18 protein-coding genes are annotated in these 20180 nt (G+C 70.0%); 11 read left to right on the top strand and 7 right to left on the bottom strand.

Features of this window, described 5'->3' with window-relative positions:
• Positions 1-114: 114 nt before the first annotated feature.
• From COUCH_RS34185 to COUCH_RS34170, 4 genes are all read left to right on the top strand, one after another.
• On the top strand, positions 115-1374 hold the full coding sequence (locus COUCH_RS34185; RefSeq protein WP_249609288.1) for a helix-turn-helix domain-containing protein: 1260 nt from the start codon (positions 115-117) through the stop codon (positions 1372-1374).
• Positions 1375-2440: 1066 nt separating this feature from the next.
• Positions 2441-3289 (top strand): hypothetical protein, encoded by an 849-nt coding sequence (locus COUCH_RS34180; RefSeq protein ID WP_249609287.1) that lies wholly within the window; start codon positions 2441-2443, stop codon positions 3287-3289.
• Entirely contained in the window at positions 3276-3599 is a 324-nt protein-coding gene (locus tag COUCH_RS34175) for a hypothetical protein (RefSeq protein WP_249609286.1), read from the top strand. Before COUCH_RS34180 ends, COUCH_RS34175 begins: the two co-directional genes overlap by 14 nt.
• Before the next feature lie 514 nt (positions 3600-4113).
• The gene (locus COUCH_RS34170; RefSeq protein ID WP_249609285.1) at positions 4114-4827 is read left to right on the top strand and encodes a hypothetical protein; all 714 of its coding nucleotides are present in this window, start codon (positions 4114-4116) and stop codon (positions 4825-4827) included.
• A 203-nt stretch (positions 4828-5030) separates the two neighbouring features.
• On the opposite strand, the gene COUCH_RS34165 is transcribed toward COUCH_RS34170, so the two are convergent.
• The 3 genes from COUCH_RS34165 to COUCH_RS34155 form a co-directional block, all read right to left on the bottom strand.
• On the bottom strand, positions 5031-5330 hold the full coding sequence (locus COUCH_RS34165) for a hypothetical protein (RefSeq protein WP_249609284.1): 300 nt from the start codon (positions 5328-5330) through the stop codon (positions 5031-5033).
• A gap of 247 nt (positions 5331-5577) precedes the next feature.
• On the bottom strand, positions 5578-6240 hold the full coding sequence (msrA, locus tag COUCH_RS34160) for a peptide-methionine (S)-S-oxide reductase MsrA (protein WP_249609283.1): 663 nt from the start codon (positions 6238-6240) through the stop codon (positions 5578-5580).
• 48 nt (positions 6241-6288) lie between these two features.
• Positions 6289-6702 (bottom strand): HIT family protein, encoded by a 414-nt coding sequence (locus COUCH_RS34155; protein ID WP_249609282.1) that lies wholly within the window; start codon positions 6700-6702, stop codon positions 6289-6291.
• Between the two features lie 24 nt (positions 6703-6726).
• On the opposite strand from COUCH_RS34155, the gene COUCH_RS34150 reads away from it, so the two are divergent.
• The 3 genes from COUCH_RS34150 (at position 6727) to ilvA (ending at position 10574) form a co-directional block, all read left to right on the top strand.
• Positions 6727-7878, top strand: coding sequence for a cystathionine gamma-synthase (locus tag COUCH_RS34150; protein ID WP_249609281.1), 1152 nt, complete (start codon positions 6727-6729; stop codon positions 7876-7878).
• Between the two features lie 27 nt (positions 7879-7905).
• Entirely contained in the window at positions 7906-9273 is a 1368-nt protein-coding gene (locus COUCH_RS34145) for an amidase (RefSeq protein WP_249609280.1), read from the top strand.
• A 77-nt stretch (positions 9274-9350) separates the two neighbouring features.
• Positions 9351-10574, top strand: coding sequence for a threonine ammonia-lyase (gene ilvA, locus COUCH_RS34140; RefSeq protein ID WP_249609279.1), 1224 nt, complete (start codon positions 9351-9353; stop codon positions 10572-10574).
• A gap of 211 nt (positions 10575-10785) precedes the next feature.
• Here ilvA and greA read toward each other — a convergent pair whose 3' ends face one another.
• Together greA and COUCH_RS34130 are read right to left on the bottom strand one after the other, a co-directional pair.
• Positions 10786-11280, bottom strand: a complete 495-nt coding sequence (greA, locus tag COUCH_RS34135) for a transcription elongation factor GreA (protein WP_249609278.1) — start codon at positions 11278-11280, stop codon at positions 10786-10788.
• A gap of 157 nt (positions 11281-11437) precedes the next feature.
• Entirely contained in the window at positions 11438-11866 is a 429-nt protein-coding gene (locus COUCH_RS34130) for a DUF4307 domain-containing protein (RefSeq protein ID WP_249609277.1), read from the bottom strand.
• A gap of 110 nt (positions 11867-11976) precedes the next feature.
• Here COUCH_RS34130 and mca point away from each other — a divergent pair, with 110 nt between their 5' ends.
• The 3 genes from mca (at position 11977) to COUCH_RS34115 (ending at position 16787) form a co-directional block, all read left to right on the top strand.
• Positions 11977-12858, top strand: coding sequence for a mycothiol conjugate amidase Mca (gene mca / locus COUCH_RS34125; protein ID WP_249609276.1), 882 nt, complete (start codon positions 11977-11979; stop codon positions 12856-12858).
• Positions 12859-13301: 443 nt separating this feature from the next.
• Entirely contained in the window at positions 13302-13610 is a 309-nt protein-coding gene (locus tag COUCH_RS34120; RefSeq protein ID WP_249613899.1) for a hypothetical protein, read from the top strand.
• A gap of 546 nt (positions 13611-14156) precedes the next feature.
• Positions 14157-16787 carry an EAL domain-containing protein gene (locus COUCH_RS34115; RefSeq protein WP_249609275.1) on the top strand — a complete coding sequence of 877 codons (2631 nt, stop codon included), beginning with the start codon at positions 14157-14159 and terminating at the stop codon, positions 16785-16787.
• Positions 16788-16842: 55 nt separating this feature from the next.
• Here the strand turns inward: COUCH_RS34115 and COUCH_RS34110 are convergent, their stop codons facing one another.
• A complete protein-coding gene (locus COUCH_RS34110) occupies positions 16843-17040 on the bottom strand; it encodes a hypothetical protein (protein WP_249609274.1) in 198 nt (65 codons plus the stop codon).
• A gap of 79 nt (positions 17041-17119) precedes the next feature.
• Complete coding sequence (locus tag COUCH_RS34105) at positions 17120-17935, bottom strand: GAF domain-containing protein (protein WP_249609273.1); 816 nt, start codon at positions 17933-17935, stop codon at positions 17120-17122.
• Positions 17936-18143: 208 nt separating this feature from the next.
• On the opposite strand from COUCH_RS34105, the gene COUCH_RS34100 reads away from it, so the two are divergent.
• Positions 18144-20156 (top strand): thioredoxin domain-containing protein, encoded by a 2013-nt coding sequence (locus tag COUCH_RS34100; protein ID WP_249609272.1) that lies wholly within the window; start codon positions 18144-18146, stop codon positions 20154-20156.
• Positions 20157-20180: the final 24 nt, after the last annotated feature.

Here is a 20180-nt window from a genome sequence, read left to right as displayed (position 1 = left end):
TTGGCCTGACGCTAGGACGATCGGGACGGAAGGAGTGGCATTCACGTGCTGCCATCAGGCACTCTGTGGACCTGGCAGCATTGGCAGCACCCTGGCAGCACGGAGGGGGACACCGTGGAAACGTTCGGGCAAGCTGCTCGGCGGCTGCGCGGTGGGATGTCACTCCGCGAGGCTGCTCGGCGCGCACACCTCGACTCCGGACACCTGTCCCGAGTCGAAGCGGACAAGCGCCCGCCCACGCCACTCATCGCCCAGGCGCTCGATGACGTATACGAAGCAGGTGGGGAACTGTTTTCGCTGGTCGAAGCGCACGGCGAGCCGTGGGAGCTGGACCACGGGATCTGGCGGCCGAAGGACTCCGAGTTGCTCGCAGCCGCGGTGCTCGCAACGACGCCCACAGCAGAAAATGCCCTCACCCTGGCGCACCAATGGTTGATCGCTGAGCCGCCGCAGGTGACCGCTACTCGTGCCGGTCGACGTATCGGCGTCGTGCAGGTCCAGGACGTCGAGAAGCGTGTCCACCAGCTCCGCAAGCTCGACGACTACGTCGGTGGGCAGGACACACACGCGATGGTCACCGCGGAGTTGGCGGCAACGACCGCTTTGCTCCGTGATGCCGCCTACACCGAGGAGATCGGTAAGCGGCTCCTCGTCGCCATCGGCGAGTTGGCCCAGGTAGCCGGATGGGTCACCAGCGACGCTGGCCATCATGCCGAGGCCGAGCGCTACTACCTCGCTGGGATGCGGGCAGCTCACGCGGGTGGAGACGTCGCGGGCGCGGCGAACAACCTCTCGTCGCTCGCTTACCAGGTCGCGAACGTGGGTGACGCGCGAGAGGCCGTGACTCTCGCGAAGTCGGCCTACGCCGGTGCTCGCAGTGCGGCTACCGCGACCACGAAGGCGCTCCTCGCGGAGCGAGTGGCGTGGGCCGAGGCGCAGGTTGGCGACGTGACCGCCGCCGAACGTGCGCTCGGCACAGTCGAGGAGCAGTACGAACATCGCCAGCCGGCCGATGATCCGATCTGGGTCTACTGGCTCGACGAGGGCGAGATCGACATCATGGCTGGACGAGTCTGGACTCAGCTACAACGCCCCCTGCGAGCGGTCCCCATCCTGGAGAGGGCGACCGCCGGATACAGCGACGAGACCGGGCGGGAGACCGCGCTCTATATGACCTGGCTTGCCGAGTCCCTACTTCAGGCGAACGAAGTCGAGCGCGCGGCGGAAGCGGCTACGCGAGCGCTTCGCCTCTCGGGGAAGGCCGGAAGCTCGCGGGTTTCCGAGCGCCTGCGCCTTCTTCGCGCCAAGCTGGCCAAATTTCCCGGGGTGCCAGAAGTCGATGCATTCGAGGGTGAGGCCAGCACCAGCGCGTAGCGCGCCGGCGAGCAACGGTTCCAGCTTTATCCGCGACGTTGCGAGCAGCAAGCGGCGCTCCTGATGCACCCGTCGAATGCAGCGATCCGGAGCGCTTATTGCTGATGGAGCTGGCGCAATATCGCTGACTTGCAGCCTTTCATGGACGCCCTCACGGAACTCTGAGGCACACTCCTCTGCCCGCTCAGAAATTCGCTGGCGAGGGAATGAGCCGTGCCGGTACTCCCGCCTACCCCGGACGATCCTTGAGGTGCCCACGAACTTTCTCAGCGTGTTGCTGCGTGCTGTACGTGTTGCGGCGCGGGCGAAGCCTGGTGCCCAATTCCTATTAGCTCACGCCTTGCGGGCGTGACGGAGTGACGGAACGAACGTCACTTCCTATTCCCTCTATAGAGTCGTCGTCGTCTCTATAAGCAGGAAGAGGAGTGACGCAACTTCCGTCACTCCGTCACACCTGCCGAGCCGAACTTCGCCGTCCTCCGCGTGAACACCTCGGCGCTGTCGGCCCACTTGCTACTCGGGCGCAGCGCCCGCGCCGCCCACCTCCGCCGCATCCACGACCGCTCCGCCGCCGCCCTCGGCAGGCAGGGCGGTCGGCCCGCCGAGCCTCGACACCTGGGCGGGAGTCGAGGCGGAGCGCCGCCATGTGCGGCAGCTCCCGGGCGGAGCCTGCCGCCAGGAGTGCTGCGGCTCCGCCCGGCCGCCGCCCTGCCCGCCAAATCGCCTTGGCGGCCTGCCTCCCTGGTCGCGCCGCCTGGCCCGCCCAACGACAAGGAGTCTCACCGCCATGCCGCGCCGCGCGCCCGCCGCGCTCCGGAGCCGCCGGAAGCGGCGCCACTACACCGTCGCCCGACCGAATGCCGGCCCCCGCCTGGCCCTGGCGGTCAACCGCCAAGACATCGCTGCCATGCGCGGCGGCTACCGCCTTATCCGAGTCGACGGTGAAACCCCGGTCTACGCCTTCTCGGACGCCGCATAGCCGCCGGAGCTTCACCGCCCGCCACGCCGCCATACCGCCCATCCCACTGGCGGCAGACGCCCAACCGCCCAAGAGAAAGCAGCACCGATGACCGCAGACCCCAAGACCATCCGCGAACTTCGAGCCGGACTCGGCGGGCACGGCGTGCACACCGCCGAGCCCGAGTGTCCCGTCCCGTACAGCGCGCTCGACCGCCCGGAGTTCGCCGACCTTGCCAAGGCGTTCACCGCATGGGAGACGGCGGTACATAAGCGGGAGGACGCGCAACTCGACTACGAGGACGCCGAGAGCGCCTACGCCCGCGACCTCGCCGCGTGGAACCGCGATCAGCAGGCGCTCGCCGTGCGGGTCGCCCGGGGCGACGCTGTGCCGGCCGAACTCCCGGCCCGTCCGGTCGAGAGCAGCTACGAACCGCACGCGGACCTTATGAGCCGCCTTGCGGAGCGGGCCATCCTCGCCGAGCGACAAGCCGCTCGCGCCGTCGAAGCCGAGTACCGGAAGGTGGCGGCAGCAATCACCGCGTACGCCGCCCAGCAGCAGCGCGAGCACAGCGCCCACGTCCGCACCCTGCTCGCCGAAGCGCTCGCCGAGGTCGAGAGCCTTCGCGGAGCGCGCGAGCTCGCCCTTGCGTCACGGACGGTCCAGACCGCGGATGAGATCGGCGAGGCCGCAGGTTGGTCGCCGGAACGCGCCCGCCAGCGTCACGCGCTGGAGCGTGCCCACTTCTACACCGCTGAGCAGTTCGGCAGGCGAGCCGCGCGAGAGCACGAGCAGCGCCTCGACGAGGCCATGTCCACGCTGCGCGGATACGTTGAGGCGGTAGCCGCCGAGAACTTCGCCGCCGCATGGCCGGACCACACCGACCCGGCCTTCCACGCCAGGCGAGCGGCCACCGGAGATCGAGCCCGAGGAGCGTCCTTCGTTGGTATTCGATGAGCGCCTGAGTGAAATTGTTGCCGCCGCGACCGCGCCCCGACCGCCAGCACCGACCCGCGAGGACTTCGTGAACTCCACGGCCCGGCGCTTCGACCTCACGCCCGAGCAGACCGCGCGCATCGACGCAGAGACACCCGACGACATCACCCGGCAGGCACGCGAGCTGAGAAATCGAGCCGCGCTCGCTCGGGAAGCTCCAGAGACTGGCTCAGTTATCCCTCTCACTCTGGTCCTTGGACACGGAGTGCTGGAGCCGGCGCCGCAGGATTTCGATCCAGATGTGATCGTGCGAAGTCTTCGCCGGCGTTAGCAGCCATCCTGGCGCTGTGAGCCTCCGGTCCGCCTCTGCCCAAGGCACGCCGTCGGAGGGCTGATCGACGCCCTGGGGCGTGCCGCTCTCCCCGCCGATGGACCTGGCCTGCGGGATTGAGCGCTACCCCAGGGCGTCGCTGTCTTTGGGGGTAGGGGGAGGGCACGAGCGACCGGCGCTCCCGGTTGCCGAACGACTGGGCAGTCCGGCGCCTACGGGTGCTGAGGGCAGCGGCCTACCGGTGCCAGGTGAAGGACGAGGACGCACGCCCATGCGGTGAGCCGGCCAACGAGGTCGACCACATCAACGCAGGCGACGATCATCGACCCGAGAATCTTCAAGCGATCTGTCGCTGGCACCACGGCCGCAAGACCGCAGCCGAAGGCGCAGCCGCACGCCGCCCACGCCCCACCGCACGCCGCGAGTCCGAGCGTCATCCCGGCTCACATCCACTTACGGGTTGACAGAGGACCGCCCGCAGCACAGCTAAGTCTCAAGATGAGAGAATGTCCGCATGGCGGACTACGGCGAGGCCGTGTACATCGAGACTGCCGTTCAAGTCATTCCCGTCATCGCCGTAGTGATCTTGGCAGATCAGTTTCTCTCTCGCGATACGAGCGAGCGGGTTCACCGAATCAATGCATCCACTGCCGTTGCAGTGGGTCTGGTTTTTGGTGTCGCAGGGGAAGTCGCCGGTTTCCAGGCTTTATTGACAGGGCCGACACGGCAAACCATTCCCCTGGTGAGCGGCGCCCTAATGGCACTCGGAGCAACAGCAGTCCTTCCTCGCCTGGCAGAGCTTACCTTTCATAACCGTCCGGACGCCGCCAGGCGATTTGCGCAGCGACTCCTGCCGGTCGCCATTGGCGGCGTCGGCCTCATCTCATCCAGCTGGAGTGCTTCGATCTGCGCGAAGATTGTTCTCTATTCGATGATTGCTATCTCTGCGGCAACCGCGATCTACGAGGCTATACGCCAGGCGGCTAAAGATTCGACACAGTCTTCAGTAGCTCAGTCGCAATCAACACCAGAGACGGGCACGTCTATGGAGGGTCGGGATGTTGAGCCCATGTTGGTGGACACGCCCCCAACCACTCAGCCTCCAGAAATAGCCCCGAATCGATGGCGGATTGCAGCGTTGATTGGAGTGGTGGGTGCGTCGATTATCACCAATCGACTCCGGCGCAGGGGTGCTCGGGCAGGCGCGAAGCGTAAACCGCTGACATAACTCTTTGCATTCCTACGGAGGGGGGTGGCCCCCACCCTCCTCAATCCGACACCGAAGCGGCATAGCACCGCAGGCCGCGTACGGGCGTAGAGGTCGCGGACATTTAGGTCCCCCGTCGCCAGCGCTACTTTGCGTTACCGCTGACGAACCTTGGAGCGAGTGTCAAGCGCTGTTACGTTTATGCGAAAGGTCTTACTCGGCGGCTATTGGATTATCTCAAGCCCATCCGAGGATGGCGTGATGACGACGCGGGGATCCATCTCCACCGTCTTAACGAGGTCCGCGCGAATTCGGAAGACGGTCAGACCTTCTTCATTCACGAAGTCAACGAAGTTCCCGGCATCACGCATCTCCGCAGCCGGAGCGGTGTGCTTGTCGTGGTCCTCTTTCCAGTTGATCTTGTACTCGTGAAGCTTCTTCCCCGCATTGGGGGCCGGAGTAACTGCCATGACCCCCATGGTCCCGTAGGTCAACGCGCCGCACATTTTGATCGACGAAGTCATATGCAATTCCGTAGTCGTCCCTCAAGGTCACGTCGGAAGGAGGACCGATGGCCCGCGGCACCATGCACTCTCCTAAGCCCAATGAGCAGCGCCGACGTCGCAACGCACCGACGCACGGCGAGATGGTCCTCCCGCGCGACGAGGAGGTCCGCGGCCCCGAGCTGACGTACCGACCCGCGACGGCAAAAGCCCCTCCCTGGAATGACCTCGGGGAGGGGCTTTTGTTGCATCTACGCTGATCAGGCGGCTACTCGGCGACCTTCGCGACGCCGGTCGGGCAAGTCATCCCGTTGGGGCCAATACCACAATATCCGCTGGGGTTCTTCGCGTCCGACAGGTACTGCTGGTGGTAGTCCTCCGCGAAGTAGTACTCACCCAGCGGCTTGATCTCCGTGGTGATCCGGCCGTGCCCGGCCGCCGTCACCACCGGCTGGAAGGCCTCCAGCGACGCCTGGGCGATGGGAGCCTGCTCCGGCGTCGTCGTGTAGATCGCCGAGCGGTACTGGGTGCCGACGTCGTTGCCCTGGCGCATGCCCTGGGTCGGGTCGTGGTTCTCCCAGAAGGCCTTCAGCAGGTCCTCGTACGCGATCTTCGACGGGTCGTAGACCACCTGGACGACCTCGGCGTGCCCGGTGGTGCCGGAGCAGGTCTCCTCGTAGGTGGGGTTCTTCGTGAAGCCGCCGGCGTAGCCGACCGAGGTCGAGTGGACCCCGGGAAGCTGCCAGAAGATGCGCTCGGCGCCCCAGAAGCAGCCCATGCCGAACACGGCCGTCTCGTAGCCGGCCGGCCAGGGGCCCTTCAGCGGGGTTCCGAGGACCGTGTGCGTGTCGGCCACCGGCATCGCGATCAGGCGGCCCGGCGGGGCCTGGTCGGGGGTGGGCAGCTCGAGCTTCTTGTACCGCAGGAACACGGCGTCTCCTCTCGTCCACCGGGTCCAACAACAGCCCCGGCGTGATCCTTACCCGAGGGCGTCGGCGATGGATCGGGCGTACGAAGCAGCTTCCTCGTCGGAGGCGTACTTGTGCCGGGGCCAGAAGAAGCCACGCAGCCCGTCGCCCTTCGTCCGGGGTACCACGTGCGCGTGCAGGTGCGGCACCGACTGCGACACGATGTTGTTCATCGCGACGAACGTCCCTTTCGCGTCGGTGGCGGGGGGCACGGCCGCCGCCACCCGCTGGACCAGTGCGAAGAAGCCCGGCAGCAGGTCCGGGGGCAGGTCCACGAGCTGCGGTACGTGCGGGCGCGGCACGACCAGGACGTGGCCCTTGAAGACCGGCCGGATGTCGAGGAAGCCCACGCCGTCGGGGGAGTCGACCACCTTGAACGCGGGCACCTCGCCCGCCACGATCGCGCAGAAGAGGCAGTCGGCCATCAGCGCAGACTAGCCTTGCCCCTCATGACGGGTAACGAGTACGGCTTCGACACTCTGGCCATCCACGCCGGGCAGGACCCCGACCCGCGTACGGGCGCCGTGGTGCCGCCGATCTACCAGACCAGCACCTACGCCCAGGACGCCGTCGGCGCGCCCCGGCTGGGGTACGAGTACAGCCGCTCGGGGAACCCGACCCGTGACGCCCTGCAGGAGTGCCTCGCCGCGATCGAGGGCGGCCGGCGCGGCCTCGCGTTCGCCAGCGGGCTCGCCGCCGAGGACACCCTGCTGCGGACGGTGTGCCGCCCCGGCGACCACGTGGTGATCCCGGACGACGCGTACGGCGGCACCTTCCGGCTCTTCAGCAAGGTCGCCGAGAAGTGGGGCGTGGACTGGACCGCCGTGCCGCTCAATGACCTGGACGCCGTGCGGGCGGCGTTCCGCCCCGGGCACACCCGGCTGATCTGGGCGGAGACGCCGACCAACCCGCTGCTGAACATCGCCGACGTCGCCGCGCTGGCCGCCCTGGCGCACGAGTACGACGCGATGCTCGCCGTCGACAACACGTTCGCCTCGCCGTACCTGCAGCAGCCGATCTCGCTCGGCGCCGACGTGGTGATCCACTCCACGACCAAGTACCTGGGCGGGCACTCCGACGTGGTGGGCGGCGCCCTGATCACCGCCGACGAGGGGCTGGGCCAGGAGCTCGCGTTCCACCAGAACGCCATGGGTGCCGTCAACGGCCCGTTCGACGCGTGGCTGACGCTGCGCGGGATCAAGACTCTCGGCGTACGCATGGATCGGCACTGCGACAACGCCGAGCGGATCGTCGCGTACCTTCAGACCCACGCGAAGGTCGGCCAGGTCCTCTACCCGGGCGTGGAGTCGCACCCCGGCCATGAGACAGCCGCGAAGCAGATGTCGCGCTTCGGCGGCATGGTCTCGTTTCGCGCGAAGGGCGGCCGTGACCAGGCCATCGAGGTCTGCAACCGGACGAAACTGTTCGTGCTGGCCGAGTCGCTGGGCGGCGTCGAGTCGCTCATCGAGCACCCCGGCCAGATGACACACCTCAGCGCCGCGGGCTCGCCGCTTGAAGTACCCGCCGATCTCGTGCGACTGTCTGTCGGCATCGAAACCGTTGACGATCTGCTCGCCGATCTCGAGCAGGCGCTCGGCTGAGGGTTCACAGACAGGCGGGGACCGGCCATGGACAACCTGGCGACCACGTGGGTGGGTGCCACGGCGAAACAGATCTCCCGTGCGGTGCGCCGCGGCGACACCACCGCCACCCAGGTGGTCGCCGACCACCTCGAGCAGATCGCGATCTCCGAGCCGGCGCTGGGCGCGTTCCGCGTCGTGCGCGGCGGTGAGGCGATCGTCGAGGCCGAGAAGGTCGACGAGCAGGAAGACCTCGCCAACCTTCCGCTCGCCGGCGTACCGGTCGCCGTGAAGGAGAACACCCAGGTCGCCGGCCTGCCGACCTGGCACGGCTCCGAGGCCGCGCGTACCGACGTCGCGGAGGAGGACCACGAGGTGGTCCGCCGGCTGCGCGGCGCGGGCGCGGTGGTCGTCGGCGTCACCAAGATGCCGGAGATGGGGTTGTGGGGGACCACCGACGGCGCGGACGGTCCCGCCCGCAACCCGTGGTCGCTCGACCGCACCCCCGGCGGCTCGTCGGGCGGCTCGGCCGCCGCCGTCGCCGCCGGGCTGGTGCCGATCGCGCACGGCAACGACGGGCTCGGCTCGGTGCGCATCCCGGCGGCGTGCTGCGGCCTGGTCGGCCTCAAGCCCGGCCGCGACGTCATCCCGTGCGACCTGGGCCTGGACGGCTGGATGGGCCTCGCGGAACACGGCATCCTCGCCACGACGGTCGCCGACGCCGCGCTCGGCTTCAGCGTTCTGGCGGGCCGGGCCCCGGCGAAACTCACCCCGCCGGAGAAGCTGCGGGTCGGCGTGTCCTTGCGCTCCCCGGTGCAGGGGGTACGCCCCGACGGGCCGAACCGCGATGCCGTGGCCACCGCCTCACGGATCCTGATCGAGGCGGGACACGACACGCTGACCGCCGAGCCGTCGTACTCCGCCAAGCTCGGCCTCATGGGACTGCTCACGTGGTTCGCGTCGGCGTACCGGGAGGCGGACGCCGCTGGGCTCGACCTGAAGCGGCTGCAACCCCGCACCCGCCGCCACGTCCGGCTCGGCAAGATCGCCTGGAACCGCGGCTGGGTACGCCAGGAGCAGCGCGACGCCTGGCGCGAGCAGAGCATCGCGTTCTTCCGCGACCGCAACGTCGACGTGCTGCTCACCCCGGCGCTCGCCACCACCCCGCCGCCCGCCGACGGGCACTCCACGGGCACCTGGCGTAGCAACATGCTGACGAACATGCGCTACGCCCCGTACGCGGCGCCCTGGAACATCGCCGGGCTGCCCGCGATCGTGGTGCCGGTCGGCATCCGCCCGGACGGCGTGCCGGTCGGCGTGCAGTTCGTCGGGCCGCCGGACTCGGAGCTGCTGCTGCTGTCGATCGCCGGAGTGCTCGAGGTGGCGAACCCCTGGACGCGCCACTCGTTCGTCTGACGCCGGGTTGCTCTCCCCGGGCGGCCTTCGCCGGGTGGCACGATGCCGGGCTTTCGCCGGGTGGCACGATCTCAGGCATGAGTGACCTGCTTACGCTCGCCGACATCGAAGCCGCGCGGGCGCTGCTCACCGGGGTCGTCAAAACCACCCCGCTCGAACACTCCATGCCGCTGACCCGCGCGCTGGACATGCCGGTGTGGCTCAAGTGCGAGAACCAGCAGCGGGCCGGTTCGTACAAGGTCCGCGGCGCGTACACCCGCATCTCCCGGCTCTCGGACGCCGAGCGCGCCCGCGGCGTGGTCGCCGCGAGCGCGGGCAACCACGCCCAGGGCGTCGCCCTCGCCGCCGGCATGCTCGGCGCCAAGGCCACCGTCTTCATGCCCGAGAACGCCCCCCTGCCCAAGGTCACGGCCACGAAGGGCTACGGCGCCGCCATCGAGTACGCGGGCCTCACCGTCGACGACGCCCTCGTCGCGGCCCGCGCCTTCGCCGAACGGACCGGCGCGGTGCTGATCCACCCCTTCGACCACCGCGACGTGATCGCCGGCCAGGGCACGGTCGGCCTGGAAATCCTCGACCAGTGCCCGGACACCGGCACGATCGTCACGGCGGTCGGCGGAGGCGGCCTCATCTCGGGCGTGGCCGTCGCCGCCAGGGCCCTCAGGCCGGGCATCCGCATCATCGGCGTCCAGGCCTCCGGCGCGGCGGCCTACCCGCCCTCACTGGCCGCCGGGGCCCCGATCGCCCTCACCGAATCGGCGACCATCGCGGACGGCATCGCGGTGATGTGCCCGGGCGACATCACGTTCGCCCACGTCAGCGAACTCGTCGACGACATCGTCACGGTCACCGACGAAGACCTGTCGGCGGCCCTGCTGCTGCTGCTGGAACGGCACAAGATGGTGGTGGAACCGGCCGGGGGAGCGGCGGTGGCGGCCCTGCTCACCGGCAAGGTGGAGCTGGCCGAGCCGGTTGTGGCCATCCTGTCCGGCGGCAACATCGACCCCATGCTGCTCATGCGCGTGATCGAACACGGCCTGGCCTCGGCCGGGAGGTTCCTTCGGCTGGCGGTGCAGACGGGAGACCAGCCGGGCGAACTCGCGCGCCTGCTCACCCAGATCGCCGGCCACCGGGCGAACATCGTCGACGTGCTGCACTCCCGGCACAACCCCCGGCTGCACTTCGGCGAGGTGGAGGTGCAGCTCTCGGTCGAGACCCGCGGCCCGGACCACTCGACGGCCCTGATCGGCGCCCTCCGCGACTCCGGCTATTCGGTGACGCTGCTGCCCGGCACGCCGTGAGCTGCGCTGTGTGAACTCACGGGCTCAGATGCCGGTGAACGCTGGGCGCGTGCTGCCGTGGCCGCCGCCGCCTTGGGCAACGCCTTGGCGACCTGCGCAGTGTGCCGTGTGCTGCGTCGATGGCCGCCTGCTGACAGTTCCGCGCACCTTCCCCGGGCCGGCTCGGGGAGGTGCGCGGTCAGCTGCTTCGTGCGGTCGGTTCCAGGTGCGGTCAGACGCCGAAGGGCTGGAATTCGACGACGGTGACCTTGATGTCGGCGCCGCTCGGGGCCGTGTAGGTCACGGTCTGGCCCTGGCCGGCGCCGAGGATGGCCTTGCCGAGCGCCGACTCGGGGCTGTACACCGTCAGGTCGGTCGTCGACGCGATCTCGCGCGAGCCGAGCAGGAACTTCTCGGTGTCGGTCTTGTCGTCGTCGAAGTAGATCGTCACGACCATGCCCGGGGCGACCTTGTCGGCCGTCGGGGCCTCGCCGACCTCGGCGTTGCGCAGGAATTCCTTCAAGTAGAGGATCCGGCCCTCCTGCTTGCCCTGCTCCTCGCGGGCGGCGTGGTAGCCGCCGTTCTCCCGCAGGTCGCCCTCCTCGCGGCGGGCGTTGATCTCGGCGGCGATGACCGGCCGGGCTGCGATCAACTCGTCGAGCTCGGCCTGCAGCCGGTCGTAAGCGTCCTGGGAGAGCCAGGTCTTCGACGCTTCTGAACTGGTCACAGACTCTTCTCCTTGGGGCGGGACAGGCGTACGGAGCGAATCACCAACCTTACCAGCGGTGGGCACAACGGCCGGTTCGCCCGATCCGGGCCCATCCGCCTTCACCTTCTGTTGTACCGCGGGGGTACGACAGATTTCGCCGGGAGTCGGGTCCGGGTCAGCTCGGGGCGTCGGCGGCCCGGCAGCGCAGGACCTCGCCGACGAACGCCTTGGCGGTCGTGGGCACGACCTCAGAGGCCTTGATCGTCGACTCGTCGGCGGCGGCTCGTACGGTGACCGTGCGGGTTCCCACTTCTGTTCCGCCGTAGTCGCGCGCGCGGAGAGTGCACGTGGCGGCTTCGCCTCGGGGCACCCGTACGGTGAAATCGATCGTGATCTGGGTGTCCGTCGCCCCGGTCCATCGGACGATCTGCGCGTCGTAGGCGGGATCGCCGTACTGTTGGTAGAGACGTACGGACAGCAGCACCGCGATCGCCGTGAGGATGACGCCGAAGGTGATCGGGGCGGCCAGCCGCCGGCGCCCGTCGCGGCGCCGGCCGTAACGGCCCGGCGGGAATACCGGGGTTGTGGCGCGCGTCTCGCTCACCAGGGGACCTCTCCGGGGAAAAGTGTCGGTGTCATCGGCCAGAATGGCCCTGTCCATCTTCGCAGCCGGAGCCGGGCCCGCCCATCGAGGTCCGGTCGAGGGAGAAATCAGTGGCTGAGCAGTTGCGTCTCATGGCGGTGCACGCGCACCCCGACGACGAATCGAGCAAGGGTGCGGCCGCCATGGCCCGGTATGTCGCGGAGGGCGTCGACGTCCTGGTCGCCACGTGTACGGGTGGCGAGCGCGGCAGCGTGCTCAATCCGAAGATGGACCGCCCCGAGGTGCTCGCCGACATCGCCAACATCCGCCGCAAGGAGATGGACAGGGCGCGCGAGATCCTCGGCGTCAAGCAGGCCTGGCTGGGCTTCGTCGACTCCGGCCTGCCCGAGGGCGACCCGCTGCCGCCGCTCCCCGAGGGCTGCTTCGGGCTGGTCGACCCCGCGGAGGGCGCGCTCCCGCTGATCAAGCTGATCCGCGAGTTCAAGCCGCACGTCATCACCACGTATGACGAGAACGGCGGCTACCCGCACCCGGACCACATCATGTGCCACAAGGTCACCGTGGCGGCCTTCGACGCGGCCGGCGACCCCGAGCAGCACCCGGAGCTCGGCGAGCCGTGGCAGCCGCTGAAGCTGTACTACAACGGGGGCTGGACGCGCGCCCGCATGCTCGCGCTGCACGAGGGCATGCTCGCGGCGGGACTGGAGTCGCCGTACAAGGAGTGGCTCGACAAGTGGGAGGACCGCGAGGACCGCGGCGACCGCATCACCACCCGCGTCGAGTGCGGCGAATACTTCGAGGTCCGCGACGACGCCCTCCGCGCGCATGCCACGCAGGTGGACCCGGAGGGCTTCTGGTTCCGCGTGCCGATGGAGTTGCAGCAGAAGGTGTGGCCGACGGAGGACTTCGAGCTGGCCCGGTCTCTGGTCGACAGCCCGGTGCCGGAGTCAGACCTGTTCGCCGGCATCCGGGAGACGGTGGACGCCCGCTGACCGTCTCGGGCGGCCGGGGTGCCGTCGGCCCGTTACGCCCGGTTCGCGGTTCGGTGGGTGCTGTGCCGAGGGAGTGCGAGACAGGCTTTGCGCTGCTGCGGGGCGCTTCTCTGGGCTGCGGCGAAGGGCTGTGCTCGGTGCCGCCCTTGCGGCCCTGCGCAGCGCTCGCTCGGAGCAGCAGGGCTTCGCGTCGTTGCTCCGAGCGGTAGTCGGCCACGGCGAGCGGGCCGGTCTCCGGGCGGCAAGGCCGTGGCAAGGCGAGCGGTCCGGGCGAGCGGGTCGATGCGCCGGCGGGGGCGGTGCTCACGTGCCTCGGCCGGATTGCGGATGATGCGGGATCCCGAGGTCGGGCGTGGTGCCGGTGGGCGTACCGTGGACGGGTGGAATTCGTCGTGGCTGTCAACAACTTCGGGGACACCCGGTCCGGCGGGCTCGCCGGGCCCATGGGGCTGTTCATCATCGTGCTGATGTCCGTGGCGACCGTGCTGTTGATCCGCAACATGAACAAGCGGTTGCGTCGGCTTCCTGACAGTTTCCCGGATGCCGCCGGCGGTGTCCGCGAGGCCGAGGTCGCCCGGTTGGAGGCCGACCTCGCTGCCGGTACGGCGGGTACGCGGCCGGCGTCCGTGGGTGGGGCTGGTTCCTCGTCCGGGGGCAGCGGCAGTTCTGATGTGGAGCGCGCAACCGGGGAGGCCGAGGCGTCCGTCGGCGAGCAGTCCGATGAGGGACGCGAGCGGGGTTCGCGGGCCTAGAGCCGGGCTTCCAGGCTTAACCGCGTCAGGGGTCGGTCCACATTGTCAAGGCGCTCGCGTCCGTCCGCCCGGTGGATCGTCACCGTACGAACATCGACAGTGCTCCTCCGTCAACCCCTGTTGCTGTCCGCCGGATTGGCTTAGCCTTCCGCCGGGGGGCCTTGACGTCCCCCCACCCTGCGCGGAAAGGGGGCCGTCGATGACCATCATCCGACCCCCACTTCCTCCACTGCAGATGCACGTGCATCCTCCTGTGCCGCTGGTCAGCGCTCTGCGGCGTGACCTCGGACAAGATCGCCGGGGCGGGGTCGCGTGCACCTCCGGCGAGGGCCGTTCCGGGGCCTGGCGGAACGCTCGGACGGGCGTGCTGAAGACTCGGCCGGCGTCGTCCCCCGGCTTCCGCGGGCGGAGATCCACCGCGGCGAATGCGGCCCGAAACGTCGGTCGGACGGCCGGGTGTGCACATGACGGAAATTCGGACTTGGCGCTTCCGATGTGTCGTATGGGGGCGGCGCTGGAGCTCCGATCGTTCGGTGGGGAGGTGGCATGACTTCACCGACCGCCGTCTCCGCCGAGGTGCGCTCTGACGCCGCCGGCCCCGGTGTTGCGCCTGTCCGGCGCGCTCTCGGCGTACGGATGCTGATGGGTGCCGTTGTTCTTGCCGCCGTGGTGCTCTCCGCGATCGCGGCGGTGTTGCCGCTGGAACGCCCGGACATCCTCGCGCAGCCGGCCTTCGTCGGGATCGGTGCCGCCGTCGTGTCCGCCGCGTTCGCGCAGTTCGCCAGGCTGCGGTTCCGGCTCGGGCGTGGCACGGTCAGCGTCTCGTGGGGCGAGACCGCCCTCATCCTCGGCTTCGTGCTGGCCCCTCCGGGCTGGCTGCCGGCCGCCACGCTGGTCGGGGCCGCCGGCGCGTGGTTCCTCATCACCTGGCTCAACGACCAGCGGGCCGTGACGGACATCGTCCATCTCGCCGCGTCCCTCAGCCTGGGGACGACCGGTGGCGCCGCCGTCGCGTACGCGATCACCGGCTCCGGCGCCCCCGTCGGCAGCACGCGGATGTACGCGGGGCTGATCGTGGGCTCCGCGGTGTACCTCCTCATCACGTTCGGGCTGGCTGTGGCCACGCTGTCGCTGCGCAGCGACGCCACTCCGCGCCACATAGCGGCCCGCGTGCTGCACGCCAAGCTGCCGATGTTCGTCGGCAACGTGCTGGTCGGCATCTCCGTCGTGTACGCCCTGGTCAGCGGCCCGTGGTGGCTGCTGATGGCGCCGCCGGTGGTGTGGTTGCTGCAGCGGACGTACCGCTACCACCTGCGGGCCGAGGAGGAACGCCGGGTGTGGGAGGCGTTCGCCCGGGCCACGCGGACGCTCGGCGGCTCGACCGAGGCCGAGGTCGCCGACGCCGGGCTGCGCGGGGCGCTGGACGTCTTCGGCGCCCGGCGCGTCGAGATCGAGGTGTCGCTGCCGCCGCACCAGCGTGATGACGAGCCCGGCGCCGGGGACGACACCGCCGGCTGGGCGGGAAAGTGCCAGGTCGTCGTCGAGGACGGCGACGGCGGGCGACGGTACGTGGACGAGGCGGCGTACGACCCGATGCCCGGCGCGGCGCCCGGGCCGGTGATCACGCGGGAGATGGTCGTCGGCCGTGCCCGGGTGGGCGAGCTCACCGTCTGGCTGGCCGAGCCGACGCTGCCCGCCGCGCGTGACGAGCTGGCCGTCTCGGCGTACGCGGATGCGCTGGCCGGCGCGCTGCATGATGCCGCCGCGCACGAGCGGCTCATGCTGCTGGACGCGAAGGTGGCCCATGACGGCGTGCACGACCAGCTCACCGGCCTGGCGAACCGCCGGTCGCTGCTGACCGACGGCGAGGCGGTGCTGCAGTCGCTGCACCGCGACCGGCCCGTCGCCGTGCTGCTGCTCGACCTCAACGACTTCCGGGAGGTCAACGGCACGCTGGGGCACCGGGCCGGCGACGAGGTGCTGCGTACGGTCGCCGAGCGGCTCACCGACCTCACCCGCGACCAGGAGCTCGTGGCCCGCCTCGGCGACGACGAGTTCGCCGTGCTGCTGCCCTCGGTCGCCACGCTGGCCGACTCCGCGACCCCGCTGCACGAGGTGCCCAGCCCGCTGCCGCAGGCCGTACGTCGGGCCCGCGAGATCGTCGACGAGATCGGCCGCCCGGTCGACATCGGCGGCGTCCGGCTCGTCGTCGACGTCGCGGTCGGCGTCGTCGTCGAGAAGGCCGGGTACGCGGACCTCGGCGAGCTGATCCGCCGGGCGAGCATCGCGCTGGACCAGGCGAAGGAGCTGCACGTCGGCGTCGCCGCGTACGACAGCGCCAGCGACGCCTCCAGCACCGACCACCTGGCCCTGCCCGCCGAACTGGTGGACGCGCTGACCGCGGACGACCAGCTCGTGCTGATGCTGCAGCCGGAGGTCGACCTGGAGTCGGGCGCGCCCACCGGCGTGGAGGCGCTGATCCGCTGGAACCATCCGCGGCGGGGGCTGCTGACGCCCGACCTGTTCGTCGGCACGGTCGAGCACGGCGAGCTGCTGGCGCCGTTCACCCGTCACGTGCTGGATCTGGCGCTGACCGCGGCCTCCGGCTGGGCGGCGGCCGGCTTCGACGTACCCGTCTCGGTCAACATCTCGGCCCGCAGCCTGCTCGACGCGACCTTCCCGGCGCAGGTCGCCGACGCGCTGCGGCGGCACCGGATGGTGCCCGCCCAGCTGGTCCTGGAGATCACCGAGTCGATGGCGGTCAGCGACCAGGGCGTGGTGGACGAGGTGCTGGCCGCGCTGCGCGAGCTGCAGGTGCAGATCTCGGTCGACGACTTCGGCACCGGCTTCTCCTCCCTCGCGTTCGTCACCCGCGTGCAGGTCGACGAGCTCAAGGTGGACCGTTCGTTCGTGACCGAGATGACCGACTCGGCGGCCGCGGCCGCCGTCGTGCGCGGCGCGGTCGAGCTGGGCGCGCGGCTGGGCGCCCGGGTGGTCGCGGAGGGCGTCGAGACCGCCGACCAGCGGGCGGCCCTGCTGGCCCTCGGATGTACGGCGGCCCAGGGCTACCACTTCAGCCGGCCGCTGCCCGCCGAGAAGATCGTGGGGGCGTTGCGGCAGCTCGCCGACGCCGCGCCGCCGAAGATCGTGCCGCTGCGGGCGGACGAGGTCGGCTGACCTACTCCGGACTGGGTGTCGCGCGCCCTTCAATGCTCCTGTGCGCGACCGGTAATCAGTGGCGGGCGGATGCCGTTTCGGCCTCTCGCGCCGTCCGGTAGTCGCGGCCGCCCGCGCGATAACCGGCGTCATGGCGTCGTTTGGGCCGCGAATCGGACGAGTAGTACTCCTCGTCGTCGATGTCGCCGCGCAGATAGCGCCGGGCATCCTCGGGGATGATCTCGATTTCTACGCGCTCGGTTCCGTTCCGCATGGCGCCCCTCCAGCCCGCCGATGTACCAGACCCAACGATAGGCCCCGCGGGTTGCAGCGCGACGGATACGACATTTCCCCTACACCTTTTCTCGGTCAGCGCGTTCTGCGGCCATGTCGATGGCCATCGCAGTGCCGACCGTGCTCGCCAGCAGGACGAGGAGGGCGAGGTAACCCTTGTCGAAGACTCCCGGCTTCGGATGATCGACCGCGAGCATGCCGAAGGCGGTCTCATTGGCTCGGACGGGGACGGCCATCAAGGAACGGTACTTTCGGACCTTCGCGTCGGAAACGCCCGGTGGTGGATCGGCGATGATGTCCTTGTAGAGCCTGCCCTTGGTGCCTTTGATGAAGTCCAACACCGCCTTGCCTTCGTCGTTGGCGCCGGCGCAGAACCACTCACGGGCGGCCTCGTTCAAGCGTCCCCGCTGGATCGCGCGCTTCAGGCAGTCGCCATTTTTGTGCGCCCGGCCCGTCGGAGGCCGGTGGTTCTCCGTCAGGTACAGCACCGCTCGGGTGTCGCCGTCTCCGCAGGACGCCTTCGCCGCTTCTGCCACCACCGCATTCAAATGACCCAGCTGTTGACTGCGGCCCCTGCTGTCAGCCGCAAGACAGAGCTGCTGGAGGATTTCCACCAGCGGTGGTGACACCTTGCCCAGTGCGGCGTCGAGCCGGTCGGAGGCTGCTTTCGCCTGCTCCTGCAGGGCACCCTGAATAACGTGGTTGAGCCGCGCGACAATCACAGCGCAGGCGGCGGTTGCCGCGACCCATGACCAACGGGACCATCCATGGCCCACCGAGGCGATGGCCGCGCAAACCGGCGTGAGGAAGGCGACGCAATAGCTGATCCACTGGAGTACCCGGGGGCGGCGCGTTGCTGTCTCGCCTTCAGGCATCGCGGTCTCCGTCTCCCCCGAACAGTGATCCACCGTTCAGGGTATTACGGTGTGTGTGCGACGAGTGCCGATCCGCTAAGTCCGGCCGCCTACCTTGAGCAGGGGTTCTACCGGAAGGTCGGCGGCCATTTCACCCTTCGTGCCGTCGAGCGCCTCACCCCGGCACGGCTGGGCGGTTCCTGACATACCCCCGGGCTAGGTTGGGGTCATGGCAAACCGTCTCGCTTCGGCGACCTCGCCGTACCTGCTGCAGCACGCCGACAACCCCGTCGACTGGTGGCCGTGGTGCGACGAGGCCTTCGCCGAGGCTCGCGAGCGGGACGTGCCCGTGCTGATCTCCGTCGGCTACGCGGCCTGCCACTGGTGTCACGTCATGGCGCACGAGTCGTTCGAGGACGAAGGCATCGCACGGCAGGTCAACGGCGGCTTCGTGGCGATCAAGGTGGACCGCGAGGAGCGGCCCGACGTCGACGCCGTCTACATGACCGCGACGCAGGCGATGACCGGCCAGGGCGGCTGGCCGATGACCGTGTTCGCCACCCCCGACGGCCAGCCGTTCTTCTGCGGGACGTATTACCCGAAGGCGAACTTCTCCCGCCTGCTGGACTCGGTCGCGACCGCGTGGCGCGACCAGCGCGACGCCGTCGTCAAGCAGGGCTCCGCGGTGGTCCAGGCGATCGGCGGCGCCCAGCTGGTCGGCGGGCCGACCGCGCCGATCTCGGCGGAGCTGCTGGACAGCGCGGCGATGCTGCTCGCCAAGGAACACGACCAGGGGTACGGCGGGTTCGGCGGCGCTCCGAAGTTCCCGCCGCACCTCAACCTGCTGTTCCTGCTGCGGCACCACCAGCGCACCGGCTCCCCGCAGGCCCTGGAGATCGTCCGGCACACCGCCGAGCAGATGGCCCGCGGCGGCATCTACGACCAGCTCGCCGGTGGCTTCGCGAGGTATGCGGTCGATGCGACGTGGACGGTGCCGCACTTCGAGAAGATGCTGTACGACAACGCTCTGCTGCTGCGCGTCTACACGCACCTGTGGCGGCTGACCGGGGACTCCTTGGCGCGCCGCGTCGCCGACGAGACGGCCGCCTTCCTGCTCCGCGACCTTGCCACGCCCGCCGGTGGCCTGGCCTCGGCTCTCGACGCGGACACCGACGGCGTCGAGGGGCTGACGTACGCCTGGACGCCCGCGCAGCTGGTGGAGGCGCTGGGGGAGGAGGACGGCGCCTGGGCCGCCGACCTGTTCCAGGTCACGCCCGGCGGCACGTTCGAGCACGGCAGCAGCGTGCTGGTCCTCGCCCGCGACATCGACGAGGCCGCCGACGAGATCGTCCAGCGGTGGCGCGACGTACGCGACCGCCTCCTGACCGCCCGCGCCCGGCGCCCGCAGCCGGCCCGCGACGACAAGGTCGTGGCCTCCTGGAACGGCCTGGCGGTCACGGCGCTGGCCGAGCACGCGCTGCTGCTCGACTCGGCCGCCTCGCGCGAAGCGGCCGTTCAGCTCGCCGGGGTCCTCGCCGACCGTCACCTCGTCGACGGCCGGTTGCGTCGCGTCTCCCGCGACGGCGTGGCCGGGCAGCCGGCCGGCGTCCTGGAAGACTACGGCGCGGTGGCGGAGGCCTTCTGTGCCGTGCACCAGCTGACCGGGGACGGCCGCTGGCTCACGCTCGCGGGCTCGCTGCTGGACGTGGCGCTCGCGCACTTCGGGACCGGGGACGGTGGCTTCTACGACACGGCGGACGACGCGGAGCGGCTGGTCACCCGGCCCGCCGACCCCACCGACAACGCCACCCCGTCCGGGCTGTCGGCGGTGTGTGCCGGGCTGGTGGCGTACGCGGCGCTGACCGGGGAGACCGGCTACCGCGAGGCGGCCGACAAGGCGCTGGAGACGGTCGGTCCGCTGATCCGCGAGCATCCGCGCTTCGCGGGATACTCGGCCGCCGTGGCGGAGGCGGTGCTGGCGGGGCCGTACGAGATCGCCGTGGCGACCCATGACCCGGCGGACCCGCTGGTCGCGGCGGCGCACCGGCACGCGCCGCCGGGGACGGTGATCGTGGTCGGGGAGCCGGATCGGGCGGGGGTGCCGCTGCTGGCCGATCGGACGTTGATCGACGGGCGGGCTGCGGCGTACGTGTGCCGGGGGTTCGTGTGCGACCGGCCGGTGACCACGGTCGAGGAGCTGGAGGCCCGGCTGACGGGGGTCGGCGGGGCGATGGGTGGCTGATGGGGTCAGGCCGGCCGGGGCAGT

The sequence above is a fragment of the Couchioplanes caeruleus genome (assembly GCF_023499255.1).
Taxonomy (GTDB): Bacteria; Actinomycetota; Actinomycetes; order Mycobacteriales; family Micromonosporaceae; genus Actinoplanes; species Actinoplanes caeruleus_A.
Note: the sequence above shows the minus strand (reverse complement) of the source record. Positions and strands in the feature narration are given on the sequence as shown.